The following is a 23,720-nucleotide window of genomic DNA, read 5'->3' on the forward strand; positions in this document are numbered from 1 at the left end:
CGCCCGTCCCCTATCAAGATAGATGCTTCTATGGCAGCAGTCCTACCCAACGCCGCGCCAGGCGCCCCGATGCCGGGATTGGCGCGCGCATTGCTGCAAGCCGGGCGGCTCTCCGCGATGCAGGCCGAGGCGCTGCAAAAAAAGGCCGTGCACGAGAAGTCGCCCTTCATCGACGCCTTGCTGGCAAGCGGGCTGATCGATGCGCGCGCCCTCGCCGCCTTCTGCGCCGAAACGTTCGCCTATCCGCTGATGGACGTGGCCGCGCTCAATATCGACGCGCTGCCCGCCAAGGCCATCGACAACAAGCTGATGCAAGCCCAGCGCGTCATCGCCTTGGCCAAGCGCGGCAACAAGATGTCGGTGGCCATTTCCGACCCGACCAATCTGCAGGCGCTCGACCAGATCAAGTTCCAGACCGAGTCCACGGTCGAGCCCGTCATCGTGCCGCACGACACGCTGCTGCAGCTGCTCGCGCGGCTCAACAAGTCCAGCGAGCAAACCATATCGGACCTGGCCGGCGACGAGGCGGACATCCAGTTCGCCGAGGAGGAAAGCGCGGCGGCGGCGGTGGTGGCGGCGGCCGAATCGGCCACCAACGACGTCGAGGATGCGCCGGTGGTGCGATTCCTCAACAAGATGCTGATGGACGCGGTCAACATGGGCGCGTCGGACTTGCATTTCGAACCGTTCGAAAAGTTCTACCGGGTGCGCTTCCGCGTCGACGGCGTGTTGATGGAGCATGCCCAGCCGCCGATCTCGATCAAGGACAAGCTGGTGTCGCGCATCAAGGTGCTCGCCAAGCTCGACATCTCGGAAAAGCGCGTGCCGCAGGACGGGCGCATGCGCCTGATCGTCTCGCCGACCAAGACCGTCGATCTGCGCATCTCGACCCTGCCGACGCTGTTCGGCGAGAAAACCGTCATGCGTATCCTCGACGCCACGCAGGCGCAGATGGGCATCGACGCGCTCGGCTACGATCCGGACCAGAAGGAATTGCTGCTCGACGCCATCCAGCGGCCGTACGGCATGGTGCTGGTGACCGGCCCGACCGGCTCGGGCAAGACGGTGTCGCTGTACACGTGCTTGAACGTCATCAACAAGCCCGGCATCAACATCTCCACCGCCGAGGACCCGGCCGAGATCAACCTGCCCGGCGTGAACCAGGTCAACGTCAACGACAAGGCCGGCCTGACGTTTCCGGTGGCGCTGAAATCCTTCCTGCGCCAGGACCCGGACATCATCATGGTCGGCGAGATCCGCGACCTTGAGACGGCCGACATCGCCATCAAGGCCGCGCAGACCGGTCACATGGTGTTCTCGACCCTGCACACCAACGACGCGCCATCGACGTTGACGCGGCTGATGAATATGGGCGTGGCGCCGTTCAACATCGCCTCGTCGGTGATTTTGATTACCGCGCAGCGGCTGGCGCGACGGCTGTGCAACTGCAAGCAGCCGGTCGAGATCTCGCACGACCTGCTGCTCAAGGCCGGCTTCCAACAGCATGAACTGGACGGCAGCTGGAAACCTTACGGCCCGGTCGGCTGCGAGCGCTGCAACGGCGGCGGCTACAAGGGCCGGGTCGGCATCTACCAGATCATGCCGATCACGCCGGCGATCGAAAGCATTATCCTCGCGCATGGCAACTCGATGGAAATCGCTGCAAAATCCGAAGAGGAAGGCGTGAAGTCGCTGCGCCAGTCGGGACTGGTAAAGGTCAAGAACGGCCTGACCAGCCTCGAAGAAGTGCTCGGCTGCACCAACGAATAAGCGGTAAAGAAGAGGACAACGATCATGGCGACTTCGGGCAACGCGGGCAACCAGGTCAAGGAACTGATCTTCGCCTGGGAGGGCAAGGACAAGACCGGCAAGACCGTGCGCGGAGAAATGCGCGCCGGCGGCGAAGCCGTGGTCAACGTCACCTTGCGCCGCCAGGGCATCATGGTCACCAAGGTCAAGAAGAAGGCCTACCGCAGCGGCAAGCGCATCACCGACAAGGACATCTCGCTGTTCACCCGCCAACTGGCGACGATGATGAAGGCCGGCGTGCCGCTGCTGCAATCGTTCGACATCGTCGGCAAGGGCCATTCCAACCCGTCCGTCTCGAAACTGGTGATGGACCTGCGCGCCGACATCGAAACCGGCACCAGCCTGAACCAGGCTTTCCGCAAGTTTCCGCTGTACTTCGACCCGCTGTTCTGCAACCTGGTCGGCGCCGGCGAACAGGCCGGCATCCTGGAAGACCTGCTGACGCGGCTGGCGGTCTACAAAGAGAAAACGCTGGCCATGAAGGCCAAGATCAAATCGGCGCTGATGTATCCGATATCGATTCTCGCGGTGGCGTTTGTCGTCACGGCGGTGATCATGATCTGGGTGGTGCCGGCGTTCAAGGAAGTGTTTGCCAGCTTCGGCGCCAACCTGCCGGCGCCGACCTTGTTCGTCATGGCGCTGTCGGAGTTCTTCGTCACGTGGTGGCATGTGATTTTCTTTACGATCGGCATGGGCCTGTACCTGTTCTTCCGGGCGTGGCAACGTTCGCTGCAAATGCAGCGCTTCATGGACAAGCTGCTGCTCAGGCTGCCGGTGTTTGGCGACGTGATCCGCAAAGCCACGATCGCCCGCTGGACGCGGACCCTGGCGACGATGTTCGCCGCCGGCGTGCCGCTGGTCGAATCGCTCGACTCGGTCGGCGGCGCGGCCGGCAACGCGGTGTACCTGGATGCCACCCGCAGGATCCAGAACGAGGTCAGCACCGGCACCAGCCTGACGGTGGCGATGCAGAACGTCGAGGTGTTTCCCAACATGGTCACGCAGATGGTCGCCATCGGCGAGGAATCGGGCTCGCTGGACGCCATGCTGGGCAAGGTCGCCGATTTCTATGAGGAAGAAGTGGACGAGGCGGTGGCGTCGTTGTCGAGCTTGATGGAGCCGGCGATCATGGTGATCCTGGGCGTGCTGATCGGCGGGCTTGTCGTGGCGATGTATTTGCCGATATTCAAGCTGGGGTCGGTGGTTTAAGCAGCTTACGCTCTCATGGCGTCTGGCCGACAAGCCTATCTTAGGAAACCGCAAATTTCATCAAAAATTTCCAGCGCCTGCGTCAACGCCTCCTGCCGGGGTATCGGTTGACATAAGCTCGCCGCCATGCTCCTCCAGACTAAATCAGCAAGATCCGCGCGGATCACCCGCGCGACTCTGTGCGGCCCAGCCAGGCTGCGATCCGGTGCCGCCAAAGTCCACCTTGCTTCGCCTGCGGCCGATAGCACACCTCGCCCGGCACCTTGAAAATCACTTCGGTGCCGCGCTCGGGCAAACTCAGCACCTCCACGCCGCCGCCCATGCGCTCGGCCCGCTCGCGCATGCCGCTCAAGCCGCGATAGCCCACCTCCGACGCCCTGGTCGTATCGATGCCCTTGCCGTCATCCCGCACCAACAGCGAAAAGAACTCGCAGCCATACACCAGCTCCAGCTCGATATGACCGGCCTCGGCATGTTGAAACGCATTGAACAACGCCTCCCTTCCGATCCGGTAAATCTCCTCGCTGAACTCGCTATCGAGCGGCAGTGCACGTCCGGTCACGATCATGCGGAACGGCGTCTTGAAATTGTCCCGCAACGAGTGCCCGACCTGCGCGAACGCCTGACTGACATTGTCGCCATACACCAGCGGCGTGCGCAGCGCCAGCACCTGGTGGCGGCCCTCGGCCAGCACCTCGTCGGCCTGGTCGAGGATGGCTTCGATGGTATCGCGCTCGGCGCTGCCATCGGGCAAGCGCTGGCCGACGCTTTGCACCCGCAGCAACACCCCCTGCATGCTTTGCAGCAGCGTGTCGTGCAGATCGAAGGCGACCCGTTCACGCTCTTCGAGTTGCTTGAGACGGGATTCGAAGCGGCGCGAGTAGTTGCGCAGGCAGATCCGGAATAACACGCCCAGCAGCAAGCATTCGAGGACCAAGCCCAGCATCACAAATAAGGGGGATTGTAAGAACAACAGCAAAAACGGCTCCTGTGTATTTTTTACCGGTATTCCGGTATCCGGCCCCCGCACATTGCCATCATTTCAATAGCCTTCCCATATCCCCAACGAGAGAGGCGCACGCGAACCGCGCAGTGCGGCGTCCCTGAAAAACGCGCCGCAATGTTGCCACGATGCTTTAATATGGGCCTGTGCCTATCTACCCGCCCGCCAAGGGCCGATGACCCCGTATGCTCGACTCGATACCGCAATCGCCGCTGTTGTTTGCCCCCGCCGCCGATCTGGCCATCAGCCTGATCGGCGCGCTGTTCGGCCTGCTGATCGGCAGCTTCCTCAACGTCGTCATCCACCGCCTGCCGAAGATGATGCAGCGCGAATCGGACAACTATTGCGCCGTGGAAGCGGGCAAGCCTGAGATCCACACCGAACGCTACAACCTGATGGTGCCGCGCTCGGCATGTCCGCATTGCCACCACCAGATCACCGCGCTGGAGAACATTCCGGTGATTAGCTATCTGGCCTTGCGCGGCAAATGCAGCCAATGCAAGGCACCGATCTCGCCGCGCTACCCGGCCATCGAGCTGCTGACCGGCGCGCTGTCGGCGCTGGTGGTGTGGAAGCTGGGCACCGGCTGGCAGGGCCTGGGCGGGCTGTTCTTCCTGTATTTCCTGATCGCGCTGACCTTCATCGACGCCGACACCCAATTTTTGCCCGACGACCTCACCTATCCGCTGATCTGGGCCGGCTTGCTGATCAACATCAACGGCACCTACGTGTCGCTGCACGATTCGGTGATTGGCGCGGCCGCCGGCTATCTGGCGCTGTGGACCATTTATTGGGTGTATAAACTGGTGCGTCGCCGCGAAGGCATGGGTTATGGCGATTTCAAACTGCTGGCCGCGCTGGGTGCGTGGATGGGCTGGGCGACGTTGCCAGCCATAGTGCTGATGGCCTCGCTGGTCGGGGCCGTGGTCGGTATCGCGCTCATGGTGGCCAACCGGCGCGGCTTCGACTACCAGATCCCGTTCGGGCCGTATCTGGCCGCCGCCGGCCTGATCACCTTCCTGTACCGGGAACCGCTGACCGCCTTCACCCGGGTCGTCTATCCTTACTATTAAGAGCAAATCCACCGCATGAGCACTGCCCCATTCTCCATCGGCCTGACCGGCGGCATCGGCAGCGGCAAGACCACGGTCGCCAATATGTTCGCCGAGCGCGGCGCCACTATTGTCGACACCGACCTCATCGCCCACAGCCTGACCGCGCCGGGCGGCCCCGCCATGCCGGCCATCATCGCCGAATTCGGCGCCGAGTTTGCCGACGCCACCGGCGCGCTGGACCGCGCGCGCATGCGCCAGTTGGTGTTCGCCGACGCCGGCGCCAAGGCGCGCCTGGAAGCCATCCTGCATCCGCGCATTCGCGACGGCGCGCTGGCGGCCGGCGCGGCGGCGACCGGCAGCTATGTCATCTACGCGGTGCCGCTGCTGGTCGAGTCCGGAACCTGGCGGTCCCGCGTGTCGCGCGTACTGGTGATCGATTGCCGGGAGGAAGTGCAAATTTCAAGGGTGATGACGCGTAACAATCTAACGGAATCGCAAGTGCTGGCCATCATGGCGGCCCAGGCCAGCCGCGCGCAGCGGTTGGCTGCCGCCGACGACATTATCGAGAATAACGACGGAATTGCCGCTTTGAAGCCCCAAATCGACCGTTTACACGCCTTGTACATGAAAATTCGCTAGCAATTTCAAAAAGAACGGTAACAATACCTTCGCAACGTTTGTATTTTTGCTTGGCTTGCTTCAGAATCACGTGAATTCACCGCAGGTCCACCAATAGAGGGATGTTATTTTGATTGTCTACGAATATCCTTTCAACGAGCGCATCCGCACGTTGTTGCGATTAGAGGATCTGTACGAGAAATTCAAATTCTTTGTGCATCAGGAACATCCGATGCAGCATCACGTCGCCTTGTCGACGATCTTCGATATGCTGGAAGTGGCCGGCCGCGCCGACCTCAAATCCGACCTGCTGCAGGAGCTCGAGCGCCAGCGCCAAAGCCTGCTTGGCTACCGCATGAATCCCAATGTCCAGACGGAAACCCTGGACGCCATCCTCGCGGAACTCGACGGCGTCAGCAGTGCGCTGGTCGCGGCGCAGGGCAAGACCGGCCAGAATGTGCGCGACAACGAATGGCTGATGAGCATACGCGGCCGCACCATCATTCCCGGCGGCGCCTGCGAATTCGATTTGCCGTCGTATTACGCCTGGCAAAAGCGGCCCGCCGAGCAGCGCTTCAACGACATCGTCACATGGTTCGCGCCGCTGGCGCCGCTGTTCGACGCGCTGGCGCTGGTGCTGCGCCTGCTGCGCGATTCCGGCGGCCCGGTCAAGATGATTGCCGTCGCCGGCAGTTATCAGCAAATGTTGCAGGGCAAGGTCTATCAGATGCTGCGGCTGACGCTGGACGAATCGATGGGCGCGATCCCGGAGATCTCGGCCAACAAGTACATGCTGTGGGTGCGCTTTACAACCCAGGGCGGCGACCTGAAACCCAAGGCGCTGGAAGATGATGTACCATTCGAGCTCACACTCTGTAACTTCTAAAGATTGATCATGGCCACCGTAGTTGACTGCCCTACCTGCTCCGCCAAAGTGGAGTGGAAGGAAGAGAATAAGTATCGCCCGTTCTGTTCGGAACGCTGCAAACAGATCGATCTCGGCGCCTGGGCCGAGGAAAAGTACGCCATCCCCGCCGCGCCGCCCAAAGATCCGCTCGAGGAAGAGTAAGCCGCCGCCACCTGGACGCCTTACATCGCGGTCGATTTCACCTTCACGGCCCTGCCGATGTACAGGATCGGACCGGTCGGTCGGCCGGTCGGCGAGCCGGCTGCGGGCTCCAGCGTGATTTCAAACAGCTGCCCGGCCTCGACCTGCGGCAACTTGCCCAGCGCCACCTTCAGCGGCTGATTCGGCGTCACCAGTCCCAGCGACTCCGGCTTGCTCCAGTCTTTCCCCTTGGTCCAGAACTGCAGCGATTTTTGGCTCGGCACCGGCGTGCCTTCGAGCGGCGTCAAGGTCAGCTGATTGTTCAGGCTGGCCTGCACCACATAGCCGGCGTTGCGCTGCTGCGGCGACACCAGCACCACCATGTAGGCGGGCTGCGCCGGATCGGGACGCAGCAGCAGCATGTTGGCCAGCACCAGCGTGGCGACCAGCGCCACGCCGGCAAGCGCGCGCCACAGCCGCAGGTCGTCCCACCAGCGACGCCATCCACCGGCATGCGTCACGGCCTGCGGTCGCAGGTTGCCGACGATGCGCGGCCACAGTTTCGGTGAAGGATCGACCGGCTCGGCCAGCGCCGTCAGCGGCAGCAGGCGGCGCTCCCAGGCGTCGACTTCGGCGCGCAACAGCGGCTCGTCCCGCATGCGAAGCTCCACTTGCAAGCGCGCCGCCAGCGACAAGGTGCCCAGCACGTATTCGCCGGCCAGCTGCTGCAATTCCTCCAGTGATTCGTTCATCCCATGCACTCCCGCAATGCGGCCAGGCCGCGCTTGAGCCAGGCCTTGACCGTGCCCAGCGGCGCGTTCAGCCGCGTCGCGATTTCGCTGTGGCTGCAGCCGTCGACATAGGCGCAGACAATGCTGTTGCGCTTGGCGCTATCGAGATGGCCGAGGCAATCGTTCAAGCGGCCCATGCTGGCCTGCAGTTCAAATTGTTCGGCCACGGTGTCGGTCCGGTCTTCCTGCAAGGCGTCGAGCGTGTCGGCCTCGGCATACACTTCGCGCTCGCGCGAACGCAGCGTGTTGAGCGCCTGATGGCGCACCACGGTGAAAATCCAGCCGCGCGCGGCGCCGCGTTGCGGATCGAAGCTGGCGGCCTTCTGCCAGATGCTGACGAAGGCGTCGTGCAGCACGTCCTCGGCCACGTCGCGGCGGCGCACGATGCGCAGCGCCACGCCGAGCAGATGGCGCCCGTCCTGTTCGTACAGGCGCTGCAAGGCACGCTGGTCGCCTTTGGCACAGGCGTGCAGCGCGGCGTCGTAGTCAAAACCGTCCGGGGCGTTCGGCATCAGCAGTCAGGAAAAAAGGTTGGGCGCGGCCCGGCGGTGATCTGCTGAGTGTCGGCCGATTATAGCCGATCACATCCTTGCGACCGCCGGCCTGGCAACGAAATTACGCGGCTTTCCAGAAGATGTAGTCGGCCTGGTATTTCACGGTTTCCTTGGCGCCCAGATTGGCGGCGGCGCAAGCGCTGGCCGGCGCCACGCCGCCCTTGGTGGCGACGCGCTGGATGTAGGTGACGCCGGTCATGGCGCCGCTGCCCATGGCCGGGTTGGCCTTGACCAGTTGCGACGGAATATTGCCGGCGCCGGCCGGAGCGACCGCGACCTGGGTGGCGGTGACCTTGGAGCCGTCGTTGCTCTGCCAGGTCGCTGGCGGGCCGAAGTATTTACCGACGCTCATGCCGCTGCGATCGCTCAAGCCGGCGTCCGGGCCGACGAAAGTCCACTCGAACTGGCCGGCGGCATCCTTCTTGGCCTTGCACTCATAGGTGATATCGCCGGCGCCGACGGTTTCCAGCGCGACCTTATTACCTTCCGGCACCTGCACGGCGGCCGGCAAAGCCTGTTGGTTGAAGGTCGGGGCGCTGGCGCAAGCGGACAGCAGGACGGCGGCGGCAAGGATGGCGGCGGATTGTTGGATTTGCATGTCAGGCTCCTGAGTAGTAGTGAGAACCAGCGGGATTGTCCCGTTGATGCCAGTACTACACGCCAGCGACGCGTTTGGATGCAGCCCGATGCAAATAAATTTGGCGAATCACAGCGCGGCGCGCTCGGCGCGGACCACGTCCAGCCATTCGAGCAGCGGTATCGTCGCCGGCAGCAGCGGTTCGACGCCGACCGTGCCCTGCCACGCGAAGGCCTGGCCTTCGAGGCTTTGCGGCTCGCCTTCCCAATCCCTGCTGATGTAGAAATGCAGCCGCACGTGCGCGTGCGGGTACACGTATTCGACGCCGCACCATTCCTCGGCGCTGTTGATCGTCAGCCCCAGTTCTTCGACAAACTCGCGCTTGAGCGCTTGCAGTATTGTTTCGCCGGGGTCGACTTTACCGCCCGGGAATTCCCAGTAGCCGTCATACGGTTTGCCGGCCGGACGCTGGCCCAGCAGGACGTCGCCGTTCGGCTTCATCAGGATGCCGACAGCGACGTCGACCGGCTTGATCTTCGCTTCGCCGTCGCTCATGCCTGGCCGCCCTGCGGCAGTTTGCCGGCGTAGTCCTTGGCGAACTGCCACGCCACCCGGCCCGAGCGCGAGCCGCGCTGCAAGGCCCAGCGCAGGGCGTCGCCGCGCGCCGCTTCGATCTGCTGTTCCGTGCAGCCCAAGGACGACAGCCAGTGGCCGACGATGGCCAGGTAATCGTCCTGCTTGAACGGGTAGAACGACAGCCACAGGCCGAAGCGCTCCGACAGCGATATCTTTTCCTCGACCGTTTCGCCGGGATGCAGGTCGCCATCCTCGTCATGCTTGTAGCTGGTGTTGTCCGACATCCGTTCCGGCATCAGGTGCCGGCGGTTGGAGGTGGCGTAGATCAGCACATTGTCCGACTGCGCCGAGATGCTGCCGTCAAGCGCCACCTTCAGCGCCTTGTAGCCGCTCTCGCCCTCTTCAAACGACAGGTCGTCGCAAAAGATGATGAAGCGCTCCGGCCGGCCGGCGACGATGTCGACGATGTCCGGCAGCTCGGCCAGATCGGCCTTGTCGACTTCAATCAGACGCAGGCCGTCCTTGCCGAACTGGTTCAGGCACGCCTTGATCAAGGACGATTTGCCGGTGCCGCGCGCGCCCGTCAGCAGCACGTTGTTGGCCGGCCGCCCCTGCACGAACTGGCGGGTGTTCTGCTCGATCTGCTCTTTCTGCGGGCCGATATGCTGCAAGTCGTCCAGCGCGATCGGCGACACGTGCGCCACCGCCTGCAGATAGCTGGCGCCACCGCCGCTGCGCTTCCTCCAGCGGAAGGCGAAACCCAGCTTCCAGTCGGGTTCACGCGGCGCCTGCGGCAGCACCGCTTCGACGCGCGCGAGTAGCGCCTCCGCGCGCACCAGGAATTGTTCGAGAGGCGTGGCCATATCAGGAACGGTAGTCGGCGTTGATGCTGACGTAGTCGTGCGACAGGTCGCAGGTGTAGACGGTGGCCGCCGCCGCCCCGCGCGCCAGCTTGACGCGCACGGTGATTTCGCTTTGCTTCATCACGCGCTGGCCGTCTTCTTCCTTGTAGTCCGGATTGCGGCCGCCGTCCTTGGCCACCCACACATCGTCCAGGTACAGATTCAGTTTGCCGACGTCGAGATCCACGCCGGCGTAGCCGATGGCGGCCAGGATGCGGCCCAGGTTCGGATCGGAGGCGAAGAACGCGGTCTTGACCAGCGGCGAATGGCCGATCGAATAGGCGATCTTGCGGCACTCTTCGACGCTCTCGCCCTCTTCCACCGTGATGGTGATAAATTTGGTCGCCCCTTCGCCGTCGCGCACGATGGCCTGCGCCAGGAACAGCGACAGCTCGGTGACGGCGGCCGCCAGTTCGGCATATTCCGGCGAGTCGACCGAGTTCACTTCCAGCGTGCCGGCGCCGGTGGCGATCAGCATGAAGGAGTCGTTGGTCGACGTGTCGCCGTCGATGGTGATGCAGTTGAAGCTCTTGTCGGCGACCTGCTTGACCAGCACGTCGAGCACCGGCTGCGCGACTTTGGCGTCCAGCGCCAGGTAGCCCAGCATGGTGGCCATGTTCGGCTTGATCATGCCGGCGCCCTTGCTGATGCCGCTCATGGTGACCGTGTGGCCGCCGATGACGACCGTGCGCGAGCCGGCCTTCGGCTGGGTGTCGGTGGTCATGATGGCTTCGGCCGCGTTGTACCAGTTGTCGGCCTTCAGGCCGGCGACCGCTTGCGGCAGGCCGGCGATGACTTTCGCGGCCGGCAGCGGTTCGAGGATCACGCCGGTCGAAAACGGCAGGATCTGCGACGGCTCGCAACCCAGTTGCGCGGCTAGCGCGGCGCAGGTTTCGTTGGCCAGCGACAGACCCAGTTCGCCGGTGCCGGCGTTGGCGTTGCCGGTGTTGATCAGCAGCGCGGCGATCGGCTTGCCGCTCTCTTTGGCGGCGGCCAGGTGGGCTTTGGCGATCTGCACCGGCGCGGCGCAGAAGCGGTTGAGCGTGAACACGCCCGCCACGGTGGCCGTCGGCGCGACCTTCACCACCAGCACGTCCTTGCGGTTCGGCTTTTTGATGCCGGCTTCGGCAAAGCCGATTTCGACGCCGGCGACAGGCTTCAGGGCGGAGGCAAGGGGCAGAGGGGAATTGACGGCCATATAAGTGATCTCGTGGGTGCGAAGTTGGGAATCGGGAGCCGCTATTGTAATACCTGACGCATAAAACGTCGCATGCCTTCGCGCCCCCGCCTGCGCGACGCGGCGTCAAACAAATCAGTAACTATTGGTCACACGCGCGAACGTCGCCCGATCACTGGCGAAATTGATAAATATGCGCAAAAAGAATCTTAACGTTGCAACACAAGCCCATGAATTCATGGGAGTTTTTGCACAAAAACCACATATTTTTAGCACGGTCGTCCATTTCTCCAGTTTGGCTTTCATGCATTTGAGAAATTAGTTTAACGTGAGCAACGAATGCCCCACCCCCGCATTGTCATAAACAAAGCCAACTAAAAAATCGAACACGAACAAGGATTTTGATCACATGAAAAAGCAACTTTTAGTAGCGGCAGTATTGTCGGCCCTCACCGCCACCGCCACCCAGGCGCGCGCGGGAACGCTGGACGACGGCAACCTGACCATCAGTGGCTTCGGCACGCTGGGTGTTGCCAAGAGCAACACCGACGATGTGCAATTCGCCCGCTACAACCAGGCCGAAGGCATCGGCGACAAGGCCCGCATCGGCCTCGATACCAATCTGGGTCTGCAAGCGACCTACAAAATGAACGACTGGTTGTCCGGCACCGTGCAGGTGTTGACCCGCAAGAGCACCAGCGACAGCTATTCCACCGACCTGACCTGGGGCTTCCTGAAGGCGCGCGTCACCGATGAAGTGAGCGTGCGCGTGGGCCGCATCGTCATGCCGATCTTCCTGATCTCCGACTACCAGAACGTCGGCTACGCCAACACCATGATGCGTCCACCGATCGAGATGTACGGCCAGGAGCCAATGGAAAACGCCGACGGCGCGGACGTCAACTACCAGCGCGCCTTCGGTGACTTCAACTTCACCGGCCAGGCCTTCGTCGGCCGCAGCCGCGGCAAGCTGTTCGTGCCGACCGGCGCCGGCTCGGTGGCCAACTATCGCGCTCCGGCCGCGGGTATCAGCCTGGGTGGCGAATACGGTCCGTTCACGGTACGCGTCGGCCATGCCCGCGCCGACTTGAAGATCAAGGATCTGGCGCCGATCAACAGCCTTGGCGCGACCTTGCGCCAGGTCGGCTTCGCGCAACTTGCCAGCGATTTGAATCTGACCGATGGCAAGAAGATCGCCTTCACGTCGCTCGGCGCCACCATGGACTGGAATAACATCCTGGTGCAGACCGAGTACGCGCAGCGCCGCGCCAAGGACCCGGTCTACATCCCGGACACCAACGCCTGGTACTTCATGACCGGCTACCGCCTTGGCAAATTCCTGCCGTACTACTCGCACGCGTCCACCAAGGACGCCGGCACCTCGGTGAACCTGCCGGCCAACTTCCCGCGCGCTGGCGCGCTGTCGACCGCCGTGCGCGGCACGCTGGTGTCGGCCGAACAGAGCTCCGACCTGGTCGGCGTGCGCTGGGACTTCGCCAAATCGCTGGCGCTCAAAGTCCAGGTGGACCGCGTCAAGCCCAAGACCAAATCGGGCATGCTGATCTTCGCGCCGGCCGCCGGCTACCGCAATAGCGTCACCGTCGTCGGTGCTTCGCTCGACTTCGTATTCTGATTGGAAAGCGCACATGAAAAAAATCGTTATCTCGCTCGCGCTGTCCGCGTTGGCCATGGCCTCGTTCGCGCTGTCGGCGTCGGCGGAAACCGTCGTTATCGTCAGCCAGAAAAATCCGGCCACGCGCATGTTCTCGGAACAGGCATCGCAATTCTTCCTGGGTAAATCGACGCTGTTCACGCCGGTCGACCAGGCAGAGGGTTCGCCGATCCGTGCCGACTTTTATCGCAAGGTCGCCGACAAGGATGCCGCGCAGGTCAAGGCGCTGTGGTCCAAGCTGGTGTTCACCGGTAAGGCTACGCCGCCGAAGGAATACAGCGGCAACGCCGAAGTGAAAAAAGCCGTGGCCGCAGACCCGAAGGCGATCGGTTATATTGACAAGTCCGCAGTGGACGATACCGTCAAGGTGATTCTGACGCTGCCTTAACCCTCGCCTTCGTCGTGCCGGGACGGCTGTCCGCGTCCCGGCACGACCTGGCGATCATTGTGAGCCGTCCATCGTGAGCCTATCGCTGCGCGCCAAATTCCTCTTGCTCAGTGCCGTGATCCAGGCGCTGGTGGTCGCCCTGCTGATATGGAATAGCATCCGGCTGATGAACCAGGCGGTCGGCACCAACGCCGAGCGGGTCGCGCAGGAATACGCGGTCACGCTCAATCTCTCCCTCAGTCCCTATGCCACACGCAACCGCCTGCCGGAGCTGAGCGGCTATCTGGCCGAAATGCTGGCCGATCCCGACGACAGCCTGCTGCGCTATCTGCTGATACTGGACGAAAACGAACAACCGATCATCGAAGTGGGCAAGCGCAACGCGCCGCTGCCCGTGATCCTCAAACAAGGTGGCGGCACCAGCTTCAAGGGTGTCCACACCATCATCGACGGCGCGACCTTGCATGCGCGCTCGCCGCTGCTGCTGCAAAATAACCGCATCGGCAGCATCAACTTCGGTCTCACCACGGAAGATCTGAAACACGCGCGCGACAAGGTCATGTTGCAGGGCGGCGTGATTTCACTCGCCGGCCTGGCGATAGGCCTGCTGCTGTTCTACGCCTTCACCCACGGCATCGGGCGCCGGCTGCGCGCGCTGATGGGACAATCGGCGCAAATGGAACTGGGTGACTACAGCAAGGCGCTGGCGGTCGACGGCGACGACGAAATCGCCGCCTTCGCGCGTGCGCTCAATACCATGAGCGGGGCGCTGCGCGAGCGCATCGCGCAACTGGAGCACTCGGAGCTGCGCCTGTCGGAAGCCAAGCGCGATCTGAAAGACCTCAACGTCTCGCTGGAGAGCCGCGTGACCGAGCGCTCGGCCGCGCTGGAGCGGGCCAACGCCGATTTGAGCGCCGCCTTGTCCACCTTGCAGCGCACGCAGGTCGAGCTGCTGGCGTCGGAGAAAATGGCCTCGTTAGGATCGCTGGTGGCGGGCATCGCGCACGAACTCAATACGCCGATCGGCAACAGCCTGCTGGCCTCGACCTCGCTGCGCGACCGCGTCGAGGATTTCGAAAGCCACGTCGCCGCCGGCGCGTTGCGCCGCTCGGAGCTGATCGTGCATCTGGAAGAGGTGCGCATGGCCAGCCAGCTGATATCGAACTCGCTGCACAAGGCGGCTGAGCTGATTTCGTCGTTCAAACAGATCGCCGTCGACCAGACCAACGACCAGCGCCGCGAGTTCGACCTGCAGGAAGCGGTGCGCGACACCATCGCCACCTATACGCCACGCCTGCGCCGCGCCGGTTGCGAGGTGGTGCTGGAGATACAGGATGGCTTGCGTTTCGACTCCTATCCCGGCGGGTTGTATCAGGTGCTGAATAATTTGATGAACAACGCGCTCAATCACGCGTTCGACGCTGGCGGCAGCGGGACCATCACCGTGCACGCGGCGGCGGCGGCGGACGGCATGGTGGAGCTGACGTTCAGCGACGATGGTATCGGCATGACGGACGACGTGTTGCGGCGGGTGTTCGATCCGTTCTTCACCACGCGCATGGGCCAGGGCGGGACGGGATTGGGTATGCACATCGTGTACAACATCGTCACGGCGGTGCTGGGTGGGCGCATCAGCGTCTCGTCGGCGCAGGGTGCGGGAACCTCGGTACGGATGCTGTTGCCGCGCACAGCGCCGCAAAGGGACGGCAGTCGTTAGGCCCGCGAAGACCCACGAAAAAAAACCGGAGCGCCAGGCTCCGGTTTTTATTTACGCCAGCTTGCCGTGGCAAGCCTTGTACTTTTTGCCGCTGCCGCAAGGGCAAGGGTCGTTGCGGCCGACCTTCAGGCCCAGCTCCATCAGCTGCTCGCCGCTCAGGCCTTGCAGCTCCGGCGGCAAACCGCCCAGATTCGGCGCCGCCTGTGGCGCCAACAACTCTTCCGGCGCCGCGTTCGGGTTGAAGTCCGCGTGCTGGTAGCTGACGTTTTCCACGTGCGATTGCTGCATCGCCGCTTCCGCAGCGTCGATTTCTTCACGCGACTGGATACGCACCGTCATGATCAACTTGACTACTTCGTTCTTGATCATTTCCAGCATCTGGCCAAACAGTTCAAACGCTTCGCGCTTGTATTCCTGCTTCGGATTCTTTTGCGCGTAACCGCGCAGGTGGATACCCTGGCGCAGGTGGTCCAGAGCGGCCAGGTGCTCGCGCCAGTGGCTGTCGACGCTTTGCAGCATGACGTTGCGCTCGAAGCCGCCGAACGATTCCTTGCCAACGATATCGATCTTGGCCTGATACACCGCATCGGCTGCCGCCAGCACGCGTTCCAGGATATCGTCGTCGTTGAGATTCTGCTCGGAATCCAGCATCGCCGTCAGCGGCACGTCGATCTGCCATTCCGACGCCAGCGCCGCTTCCAGGCCCTTGATGTTCCACTGCTCTTCGACCGATTCGGCCGGCACGTATTCGCGTACCAGGTCGGTGAAGGCGCCGTGGCGCAGCGATTCGATCAGCTCCGAGATGTCGGTGGTTTCCAGCAGCTCGTTACGCTGCTGGTAAATCACTTTACGCTGGTCGTTGGCGACGTCGTCGTATTCGAGCAGCTGCTTACGGATGTCGAAGTTGCGCGCCTCGACCTTGCGCTGTGCCGATTCGATCGAACGCGAGACGATGCCCGCTTCAATCGGTTCGCCTTCCGGCATCTTCAGACGGTCCATGATGGCGCGCACGCGGTCGCCCGCGAAGATGCGCAGCAGCTGGTCGTCGAGCGACAGGAAGAAACGCGACATGCCCGGATCACCCTGGCGCGCGGCGCGGCCGCGCAGCTGGTTGTCGACGCGGCGCGATTCGTGGCGCTCGGTGCCGACGATATGCAGACCGCCGGCGGCAACGACCTGCTCGTGCAACGCTTGCCAGCCGTCGCGCATCGCCTTGGCCTGCGCCGCCTTGTCGGCGTCGCTCAGGTCGGGATTGGCTTCGATGAACTGGATCTGCTTTTCGACGTTACCGCCCAAGACGATGTCGGTACCGCGACCGGCCATGTTGGTGGCGATGGTGATCGCTTTCGGGCTACCCGCCTGCGCGATGATTTCCGCTTCGCGGGCATGCTGTTTCGCGTTCAGGACGTTGTGCGGCAGGCCGCCCTTGGTCAGGATGCTCGACAACAGCTCGGAGTTTTCGATCGAGGTGGTACCGACCAGCACCGGTTGGCCGCGGTCGTAGCATTCGCGGATTTCCAGCATCATGGCGTTGTACTTCTCGGCCGCCGATTTGTACACCTGGTCCTGGCGGTCCTTGCGCTGCGACGGCCGGTTCGGCGGGATAACGACGGTTTCAAGGCCGTAGATTTCCTGGAACTCGTACGCTTCGGTATCGGCGGTGCCGGTCATGCCGGCCAGCTTGGCATACATGCGGAAGTAGTTCTGGAACGTGATCGAGGCCAAGGTCTGGTTCTCGTTCTGGATCTTGACGCCTTCTTTCGCCTCGACCGCCTGGTGCAGGCCGTCGGACCAGCGGCGACCCGTCATCAGGCGGCCGGTGAATTCATCGACGATGACGACTTCATTGTTCTGCACCACGTAGTGCTGATCCTTGAAGTACAGCGCGTGCGCGCGCAGCGCCGCGTACAGGTGGTGCACCAGCGTGATATTGGCCGAGTCGTACAGCGACGCGCCTTCCGGCAGCAGGCCCATACGGGTCAGGATGCCTTCGGCTTTTTCGTGGCCGGCTTCGGTCAGCAGCACCGAGTGGGCTTTTTCGTCCTTGACGTAATCGCCCGGCACTTCAACCTTGCCCTTGCCGTCCGACGTCTCTTCACCGATCTGCTGCGTGAGCAGCTTCGGTACTTCGTTGATCTTGTGGTACAGGTCCGTGTGGTTCTCGGCCTGGCCGGAGATGATCAGCGGGGTGCGGGCTTCGTCGATCAGGATCGAATCGACTTCATCGACGATGCCGAAGTTGAGCGCGCGCTGAACGCGGTCGCTGGCTTCGAACACCATGTTGTCGCGCAGGTAGTCGAAACCGAATTCGTTGTTGGTGCCGTAGGTGATGTCGGACGCGTACGCGGTCTGCTTGGTGGAGTGCTCCATCTGCGACAGGTTGATGCCGGTCGTCAAGCCGAGCCAGGCGTACAGCTTGCCCATGGTCTCGGCGTCGCGCTGGGCCAGATAGTCGTTGACGGTGACGATGTGCACGCCTTTGCCCGACAGCGCATTCAGGTAGGCCGGCAGGGTCGCGGTCAGGGTCTTGCCCTCGCCCGTGCCCATTTCGGCGATCTTGCCGAAGTGCAGAACCATACCGCCCAGCAACTGAACGTCGAAATGGCGCATTTTGAAGACGCGCTTGCTCGCTTCGCGGCAGACGGCGAACGCCTCAGGCAACAGCGCGTCGAGCGCCTCGCCATTGGCGATGCGCGCCTTGAAGGCGGGCGTCTTCGCTTGCAGCTCGGCATCCGACAGTTTTTCCATCGCCGGCTCGAGCGCATTGATCTCGCGTACCGTTTTTTGGTATTGCTTGAGCAGACGCTGGTTGCGGCTGCCGAAAATCTGGGTCAGTAATGACATGCTTGAATTCTTGAAAAAACGCCGTTAAAAAAAGCTCTGTAGGTGAAAAACGCCTTACCGCACGGAGTTCGACTATGGCAAAAGACGGTGATTTTATCATGCGTCCGTGCCAAGGTTGGGTTATTGACCTATATAACAATACCCCAAAGGCAAACAATGTCACAAAATCAACCTATTTTACTGGTTGGCGCCCGGCGCCGGGCCGGCAGCCAGGCGGGCTGATGACGGGAATCCTGCGCTGTGATATGTTTCGCCGCATGCGATTTAATTCCTCCAATCTATCGATCAACCGCCGCACGCCGGTCGGCGCAACCGACTTCCTGCGCCGTGATGACAAATTGGCAGCGATGATGCCGGCCATCGAACGCATGGCGTCGCTGCAAAAAGATTGTGCCATCGCCCTGCCGGCGATGTTCAAGTATTGCGAGATCCTCGCTTTCGACGACGGCCAGTTGACCCTGTCGCTGCCGAACGCGTCGCTGGCCGCCAAGCTCAAGCAGCAGATTCCGAAGCTGCAGGAGACGCTGGCGCGGCGCGGCTGGCAGGTCAACGGCGTCAAACTGCGGGTGCAGATGACCAAGCCGGCCGAGATCAAGGAGCAGATGCGGGCGCTGTCGCTACCGGACGCGGCCGTCACCGCCTTCGACGCGCTGGGCGAGACGCTGGAGGACACCCCGCAGAACGCCACGCTGATCGCGGCGCTGAAGGCCATGGTGGCCCGCCGCCGGCCCGCTTAAGTTAGCGCCCACTCACGCGCCATCTGGCGCAAATACGACGGCGGCGCGGATTCGTTGGTCTGGAACGAGACGATCTCATACGCATCCGGATGCTTGAGCAGCTCCAGCAACAGCTGGTTGTTCAGCGCGTGGCCGGACTTGTGCGCCTCGTAACTAGCCAGCAAAGGATGGCCGACCAGGTACAAATCGCCGATGGCGTCGAGAATCTTGTGGCGCACAAACTCGTCGTCATAGCGCAACCCGTCCGAATTGAGAATGCGGTACTCGTCCATGACAATGGCGTTCTCGAGCGAACCGCCGCGCGCCAGGCCGATGCCGCGCAACATCTCGACGTCCTGCATGAAGCCAAAGGTGCGCGCGCGCGCCACGTCGTGCACGTACGACACATCGCCGAAGTCGACATTGGCGCGCTGCTGCGTGCCATCGACCGCCGGATGGTTGAATTCGATGAAAAAGTCCAGCTTGAAGCCGTCGTGCGGGGTCAGGCGCGCCCACTTTTCCTTGTCGCCCTTGCCTTCGCGCACTTCCACCGGCTTCAGCACGCGGATGAATTTCTTGGCGGCCGGCTGCTCGAGCACGCCGGCTTGCTGCAGCAGGAACACGAACGACGACGCCGATCCGTCCATGATCGGGATTTCCTCGGCGCTGACCTCGATATACAGGTTGTCGATACCGAGGCCGGCGCAGGCCGACATCAGGTGCTCGACGGTTGACACGCGGGCGCCGTCCTTGACCAGCACCGACGCCATGCGGGTGTCGCCGACGGCCATGGCGCTGGCGGGGAACTCCACCACCGGCGACAGGTCGACGCGGCGGAAGACGATGCCCGTATCGGGCTCGGCCGGACGCAAGGTCAACTCGACCTTGGTGCCGGAATGCAGGCCGACACCCGTGGTGCGGACCAGTTCTTTAATAGTGCGTTGTTTTAACATGGCCCGATTATAACGAAGTTGAGATCGCCGCGCTGCGGGCAGCGTTTCCTGCTGTTAAGGATGCTCGGCCTCGACGTGCACCGCCTCGCGCCGCACCAGGTAAATGCCGCTGGCGATGATGATGCCGGCGCCGAGCAAGGTATAGCCATCGGGCAGCGTCTGCCACAGCAGCCAGTCGATCGCCACGCCCCAGGCCAGCGCCGAGTATTCGAACGGCGCCACCACCGACGCCTTGCCGGTGCTGAACGCCTTGGTGATGGCCAACTGGCCGAAAAATCCCGATAGCGCCAGCGCCAGCAGCACCCAGCCGTCCTCCGCGCGCACCGGCACCCAGCTACTGTACGACAACGTCACGGCGCCGGCCGCCATCATGGTCAGCAACCAGAACATCATCGACTCGGTGCTGTCCGAGCGCGCCAGCACGCGCGCCGCGATGGCCGACATCGCATAGCAGGCGGCCGCCGCCAGGATGGCCAGGCCGCCGAGAGTCAGGAAGCCGGTGCCTTCCGGGCGCAGCACCACCAGCACGCCGACCAGGCCGACCACGATGGCGACCCACTGGCCCGGGCCGACCTTTTCCTTCAACACGAACACCGACAGCGCCGTGATCAGCGACGGCGCGATGAAGAAGATCGAATACGCCTCCGCCAGCGACAGCGACTTCAGGCCGAACGCGAAAGTGGTCAGCATGGCGATGCCGAGCACGGCGCGGAATATCTGCATCGACCAGCGCACCGCGAAGATGCCACGGAAGGCGCCGCGATAAATGATGTAGCCGCACAGCAGAGGCAGCGAACTGAGCGCGCGTAAGGCCGTCACCTGCATGGCGGGATAATGGGCCGACAGCAGCTTCATGGTGGTGTCCATGAATGAGAACATCATTACGGCGATCAGCATCGCGTAAATGCTGTGCAGGTTTTCCATGCGGGAGATGGGAGTGGCGACGAAAGACAGAAGAAGCTCCTTGCTACAGGCCCGGCGCGGGCCACTGGGAACGTCATCATGGCGACGTCCGGAGCCAGGATCGCGGGCGGCGGCTATGGTCGGCGGCGCCGTGATCGGCTTTGATTATAGCAAGTTGATAATTTCTTTGCAGCAGGAGGCAACGGCTTGGGCAGTTATTTTTACAACGGGTTGTCGAATTCAGGCATCGTCATTCGTCGCCATCATGAAACACCTTTTATCGATCGGATTATCAACATGGAGACGTCATGAAAAAACAAATCATCTTCAACCTCGCCGTCAAGGACCTCGACAGGTCCAAGGCTTTCTTCACCGCTCTCGGCTTCAGCTTCAAGCCGGAGTTCAGCAACGACGACGCGGCCTTCATGGTCATCGTGGAGGACAGCAGTTATGCCATGCTGATGACCGAAGACTTCTTCCGGTCTTTGATCGACAAGCCGCTTGCGCAAGCGAAAGAGGCCAATGAAGTCATTATCTGCCTCAGCTGTGAGAGCCGCGACGAGCTGGACAGCCTGATCGCCAAAGCGGTCGCCGCCGGCGGCCGCACGCCGCATCCGCCGGAAGACCGCGGCTTCATGTACGACCAGGGCTTCGAAGATCTCGACGGGCACCTGTGGAATCTGGTGTGGACCGCCGGCTGAGCGACGGCCGATCCCGCCAACGCTACTTCTCCTTGCCGCCGCCTAGCGTATCGGCCACCGCTTCGTCCACCGCCGGCGCGCCTGGCGGTTGCTCGGGCGCATGGCCGGTCTTGCGCGCCTGCTCCGATTGCTGGTCGGTGTTCACTTCTTCGGCCACCTGGTCATCGGCCGGCAGCAGAGTATCTGATCGTTGCTGAGATTTCATCGCTCACTCCTTCAAGAAACATTAGACAAATGGCGGACGCCGAGGTTCCTCGACACTCCCGCCCCGCTTCGGAAATTTCTGAAAAAATTATAGCGCTGTCGCCTACATCGATGCGGCACGCTTGACGCTTTCGAACGCGCTCTGCTCGCCATATGCTGGCTTGACTGATGAAGGAGCAACCATGGCCATTGACACGTTCGACGAAGCCTCACAACCCACGCTCAAGTCACCGTCACCGGACTTCGTCCATGGCGATGAGGCGGGCCACGCACACGACCACCCACACGGCTGGCGCCGCTGGCTGTACGCTACCAACCACAAGGACATCGGCACGCTCTACATGTGGTTCTCGCTGGTGATGCTGATGAGCGGCGGCCTGCTGGCCATGCTGATCCGTGTCGAATTGTTCCAGCCCGGTCTGCAGTATTTTTATCCCGAGTTCTACAATCAAATGGTCACCATGCACGGCCTGGTGATGATCTTCGGCGCCATCATGCCGGCCTTCGTCGGCTTCGCCAACTGGATGATCCCGTTGCAGATCGGCGCCTCCGACATGGCCTTCGCGCGCATGAACAACTTCTCGTTCTGGCTGTTGCCGCCGGCCGGCCTGATGCTGGTGGGATCATTCTTCAGCGCCGGCGGCGCCACCGCCGCCGGCTGGACCATGTACCCGCCGCTGTCCACGCAGATGGGCATCGGCATGGACCTGGCCATTTTCGCCATCCACCTGATGGGCGCCTCGTCCATCATGGGTGCGATCAACATCATCACCACCATCCTCAACATGCGCGCCAAGGGCATGACCTTGATGCGCATGCCGATGTTCTGCTGGACCTGGCTGATCACCGCCTACCTGCTGATCGCCGTCATGCCGGTGCTGGCGGCAGCCGTCACCATGATCCTGACCGACCGGCACTTCGGCACCACGTTCTTCAACGCCGCCGGCGGCGGCGATCCGGTCATGTACCAGCACATCTTCTGGTTCTTCGGCCACCCCGAGGTCTACATCCTGATCCTGCCGGCGTTCGGCATCATCTCCGAAGTCATCCCGGCGTTCTCGCGCAAGCGGCTGTTCGGCTATGCCTCGATGGTGTACGCGGCCGGCTCGATCGCCATCATCTCGTTCATCGTGTGGGCCCACCACATGTTTGCCACCGGCATGCCGATCACCGGCCAGCTGTTCTTCATGTACGCGACCATGCTGGTGGCCGTGCCCACCGGCGTCAAGGTGTTCAACTGGATCGCCACAATGTGGCGCGGCGCGATGACGTTCGAGGCGCCGATGCTGTTCTCGGTCGGCTTCCTGTGGGTGTTCACGCTGGGCGGCTTTTCGGGACTGATCCTGGCGGTGTCGCCGATCGACATCCAGGTGCACGACACCTACTACGTGGTCGCGCATTTCCACTACGTGCTGGTGGCCGGTTCGCTGTTCGCGCTGTTCGCCGGCTACTACTACTGGGTGCCCAAGTGGACCGGGCACATGTTCAACGAGCGGCGCGCCAGCTTCCACTTCTGGAACTCGCTCATCTGGGTCAACGTCACGTTCTTCCCGATGCACTTCCTCGGACTGGCCGGCATGCCGCGCCGCTACGCCGACTACTCGACCCAGTTCGTCGACTACAACCAGGTCGCCACGGTCGGCGCGCTGCTGTTCGGACTGTCGCAGGTCTACTTCCTGTTCGCCATCGTGATCCCGACCATCCGTGGCGGCACGCCGGCGCCGGCCAAGCCGTGGGAAGGCGCCGATGGCCTGGAGTGGACGGTGCCGAGCCCGGCGCCGTTCCACACCTTCGAAAAGCCACCCACGATCATTTAAGCAGGAGCCAGCATGCCTCGTGATATGCCCTCGGAGCGCCGTAGCTGGCTGCTGCAAAAGCGCTGCGTCCTGCGCCGTCCACAACTGACGCTGCTGTTCGCCACGCTCTGTGCGCCGACGATGGGCGTCGGGGTTGGGTTTATGTTCCTGGGATACTGGCACATACTCGGATATGCGCTGCTTGAGATGGCGGCGTTGGCCCTGTGCCTGCACATGTATGCCAAGCACCTCGACGACTACGACCGCATCGATATCTCGGAAATCGGCATCGTCATCGAACAGCGCCGGGGCGCCGATTGCAGCCGCCGGCAACTGGACCTGTGGACCACCCGCTTGATGCCGTCGGAGCGGGAGAGCGATCCGATACGCCTGAGTGACCACCGCGACCGGATGGTGGTGCTCGGGCGCTTTCTCAGCACTCAGGAGCGTCACTGCATCGCTGCGGAGCTGGGCCAGTGGCTGCGGCGCCATGGCGACTGATCCGCC

The 23,720-nt window shown here is 62.6% G+C and carries 24 protein-coding genes; 13 read left to right on the forward strand and 11 right to left on the reverse strand.

Features of this window, described 5'->3' with window-relative positions; all coding sequences use genetic code 11:
- Positions 1-30: 30 nt before the first annotated feature.
- Together pilB and ACZ0BA_RS17470 are read left to right on the forward strand one after the other, a co-directional pair.
- Entirely contained in the window at positions 31-1,770 is a 1,740-nt protein-coding gene (pilB, locus tag ACZ0BA_RS17465) for a type IV-A pilus assembly ATPase PilB (protein ID WP_463452488.1), read from the forward strand.
- Between the two features lie 24 nt (positions 1,771-1,794).
- Positions 1,795-3,018, forward strand: coding sequence for a type II secretion system F family protein (locus tag ACZ0BA_RS17470; protein ID WP_463452489.1), 1,224 nt, complete (start codon positions 1,795-1,797; stop codon positions 3,016-3,018).
- Positions 3,019-3,181: 163 nt separating this feature from the next.
- Here ACZ0BA_RS17470 and ACZ0BA_RS17475 read toward each other — a convergent pair whose 3' ends face one another.
- The gene (locus tag ACZ0BA_RS17475; protein ID WP_463452491.1) at positions 3,182-3,991 is read right to left on the reverse strand and encodes a sensor histidine kinase; all 810 of its coding nucleotides are present in this window, start codon (positions 3,989-3,991) and stop codon (positions 3,182-3,184) included.
- A gap of 215 nt (positions 3,992-4,206) precedes the next feature.
- Between ACZ0BA_RS17475 and ACZ0BA_RS17480 the strand changes: the two genes are divergently transcribed.
- The 4 genes from ACZ0BA_RS17480 to yacG all read left to right on the forward strand — a co-directional run bounded on the left by ACZ0BA_RS17480 (position 4,207) and on the right by yacG (position 6,763).
- A complete protein-coding gene (locus ACZ0BA_RS17480) occupies positions 4,207-5,094 on the forward strand; it encodes a prepilin peptidase (RefSeq protein ID WP_463452492.1) in 888 nt (295 codons plus the stop codon).
- A gap of 15 nt (positions 5,095-5,109) precedes the next feature.
- Positions 5,110-5,715, forward strand: a complete 606-nt coding sequence (gene coaE, locus ACZ0BA_RS17485; RefSeq protein ID WP_463452493.1) for a dephospho-CoA kinase — start codon at positions 5,110-5,112, stop codon at positions 5,713-5,715.
- A 109-nt stretch (positions 5,716-5,824) separates the two neighbouring features.
- Positions 5,825-6,580, forward strand: coding sequence for a cell division protein ZapD (gene zapD / locus ACZ0BA_RS17490; RefSeq protein ID WP_463452494.1), 756 nt, complete (start codon positions 5,825-5,827; stop codon positions 6,578-6,580).
- A 9-nt stretch (positions 6,581-6,589) separates the two neighbouring features.
- Entirely contained in the window at positions 6,590-6,763 is a 174-nt protein-coding gene (gene yacG, locus ACZ0BA_RS17495; protein WP_090316479.1) for a DNA gyrase inhibitor YacG, read from the forward strand.
- 20 nt (positions 6,764-6,783) lie between these two features.
- Here yacG and ACZ0BA_RS17500 read toward each other — a convergent pair whose 3' ends face one another.
- The 6 genes from ACZ0BA_RS17500 to argJ all read right to left on the reverse strand — a co-directional run bounded on the left by ACZ0BA_RS17500 (position 6,784) and on the right by argJ (position 11,340).
- Positions 6,784-7,494 (reverse strand): anti-sigma factor, encoded by a 711-nt coding sequence (locus ACZ0BA_RS17500; RefSeq protein WP_463452495.1) that lies wholly within the window; start codon positions 7,492-7,494, stop codon positions 6,784-6,786.
- Positions 7,491-8,045 carry a sigma-70 family RNA polymerase sigma factor gene (locus ACZ0BA_RS17505; protein ID WP_315212118.1) on the reverse strand — a complete coding sequence of 185 codons (555 nt, stop codon included), beginning with the start codon at positions 8,043-8,045 and terminating at the stop codon, positions 7,491-7,493. Before ACZ0BA_RS17505 ends, ACZ0BA_RS17500 begins: the two co-directional genes overlap by 4 nt.
- Positions 8,046-8,148: 103 nt before the next feature.
- On the reverse strand, positions 8,149-8,685 hold the full coding sequence (locus ACZ0BA_RS17510; RefSeq protein WP_463452496.1) for a DUF3455 domain-containing protein: 537 nt from the start codon (positions 8,683-8,685) through the stop codon (positions 8,149-8,151).
- 108 nt (positions 8,686-8,793) lie between these two features.
- On the reverse strand, positions 8,794-9,219 hold the full coding sequence (gene mutT / locus ACZ0BA_RS17515; protein ID WP_463452497.1) for an 8-oxo-dGTP diphosphatase MutT: 426 nt from the start codon (positions 9,217-9,219) through the stop codon (positions 8,794-8,796).
- Positions 9,216-10,103 carry an ATP-binding protein gene (locus ACZ0BA_RS17520; protein WP_463452498.1) on the reverse strand — a complete coding sequence of 296 codons (888 nt, stop codon included), beginning with the start codon at positions 10,101-10,103 and terminating at the stop codon, positions 9,216-9,218. The genes mutT and ACZ0BA_RS17520 overlap by 4 nt, the downstream gene beginning before the upstream one ends.
- Before the next feature lies 1 nt (position 10,104).
- Positions 10,105-11,340 carry a bifunctional glutamate N-acetyltransferase/amino-acid acetyltransferase ArgJ gene (gene argJ, locus ACZ0BA_RS17525; RefSeq protein ID WP_463452499.1) on the reverse strand — a complete coding sequence of 412 codons (1,236 nt, stop codon included), beginning with the start codon at positions 11,338-11,340 and terminating at the stop codon, positions 10,105-10,107.
- Positions 11,341-11,728: 388 nt separating this feature from the next.
- Here argJ and ACZ0BA_RS17530 point away from each other — a divergent pair, with 388 nt between their 5' ends.
- The 3 genes from ACZ0BA_RS17530 (at position 11,729) to ACZ0BA_RS17540 (ending at position 15,096) form a co-directional block, all read left to right on the forward strand.
- Positions 11,729-12,952, forward strand: coding sequence for a porin (locus tag ACZ0BA_RS17530; protein WP_463452500.1), 1,224 nt, complete (start codon positions 11,729-11,731; stop codon positions 12,950-12,952).
- Between the two features lie 13 nt (positions 12,953-12,965).
- Entirely contained in the window at positions 12,966-13,379 is a 414-nt protein-coding gene (locus tag ACZ0BA_RS17535) for a type 2 periplasmic-binding domain-containing protein (RefSeq protein WP_463452501.1), read from the forward strand.
- A gap of 73 nt (positions 13,380-13,452) precedes the next feature.
- Entirely contained in the window at positions 13,453-15,096 is a 1,644-nt protein-coding gene (locus ACZ0BA_RS17540) for a sensor histidine kinase (RefSeq protein ID WP_463452502.1), read from the forward strand.
- Positions 15,097-15,147: 51 nt separating this feature from the next.
- Here the strand turns inward: ACZ0BA_RS17540 and secA are convergent, their stop codons facing one another.
- Positions 15,148-17,940 (reverse strand): preprotein translocase subunit SecA, encoded by a 2,793-nt coding sequence (secA, locus tag ACZ0BA_RS17545; protein ID WP_463452503.1) that lies wholly within the window; start codon positions 17,938-17,940, stop codon positions 15,148-15,150.
- A gap of 257 nt (positions 17,941-18,197) precedes the next feature.
- Here secA and ACZ0BA_RS17550 point away from each other — a divergent pair, with 257 nt between their 5' ends.
- A complete protein-coding gene (locus tag ACZ0BA_RS17550; RefSeq protein ID WP_463452504.1) occupies positions 18,198-18,677 on the forward strand; it encodes a hypothetical protein in 480 nt (159 codons plus the stop codon).
- On the opposite strand, the gene lpxC is transcribed toward ACZ0BA_RS17550, so the two are convergent.
- Together lpxC and ACZ0BA_RS17560 are read right to left on the reverse strand one after the other, a co-directional pair.
- Positions 18,674-19,609, reverse strand: coding sequence for a UDP-3-O-acyl-N-acetylglucosamine deacetylase (lpxC, locus tag ACZ0BA_RS17555; protein WP_463452505.1), 936 nt, complete (start codon positions 19,607-19,609; stop codon positions 18,674-18,676). The genes ACZ0BA_RS17550 and lpxC overlap by 4 nt on opposite strands.
- A gap of 54 nt (positions 19,610-19,663) precedes the next feature.
- Entirely contained in the window at positions 19,664-20,506 is an 843-nt protein-coding gene (locus ACZ0BA_RS17560; protein WP_463454776.1) for a DMT family transporter, read from the reverse strand.
- Between the two features lie 314 nt (positions 20,507-20,820).
- Between ACZ0BA_RS17560 and ACZ0BA_RS17565 the strand changes: the two genes are divergently transcribed.
- Positions 20,821-21,213, forward strand: coding sequence for a VOC family protein (locus tag ACZ0BA_RS17565; protein WP_463452506.1), 393 nt, complete (start codon positions 20,821-20,823; stop codon positions 21,211-21,213).
- A 22-nt stretch (positions 21,214-21,235) separates the two neighbouring features.
- Here the strand turns inward: ACZ0BA_RS17565 and ACZ0BA_RS17570 are convergent, their stop codons facing one another.
- On the reverse strand, positions 21,236-21,418 hold the full coding sequence (locus tag ACZ0BA_RS17570) for a hypothetical protein (protein WP_463452507.1): 183 nt from the start codon (positions 21,416-21,418) through the stop codon (positions 21,236-21,238).
- A gap of 181 nt (positions 21,419-21,599) precedes the next feature.
- On the opposite strand from ACZ0BA_RS17570, the gene ctaD reads away from it, so the two are divergent.
- On the forward strand, positions 21,600-23,234 hold the full coding sequence (gene ctaD, locus ACZ0BA_RS17575; RefSeq protein ID WP_463452508.1) for a cytochrome c oxidase subunit I: 1,635 nt from the start codon (positions 21,600-21,602) through the stop codon (positions 23,232-23,234).
- A gap of 12 nt (positions 23,235-23,246) precedes the next feature.
- Positions 23,247-23,714, forward strand: a complete 468-nt coding sequence (locus ACZ0BA_RS17580; protein ID WP_463452509.1) for a DUF2244 domain-containing protein — start codon at positions 23,247-23,249, stop codon at positions 23,712-23,714.
- The last annotated feature ends 6 nt before the right edge of the window (positions 23,715-23,720 follow it).

The organism is Duganella sp. AC917, assembly GCF_979258245.1.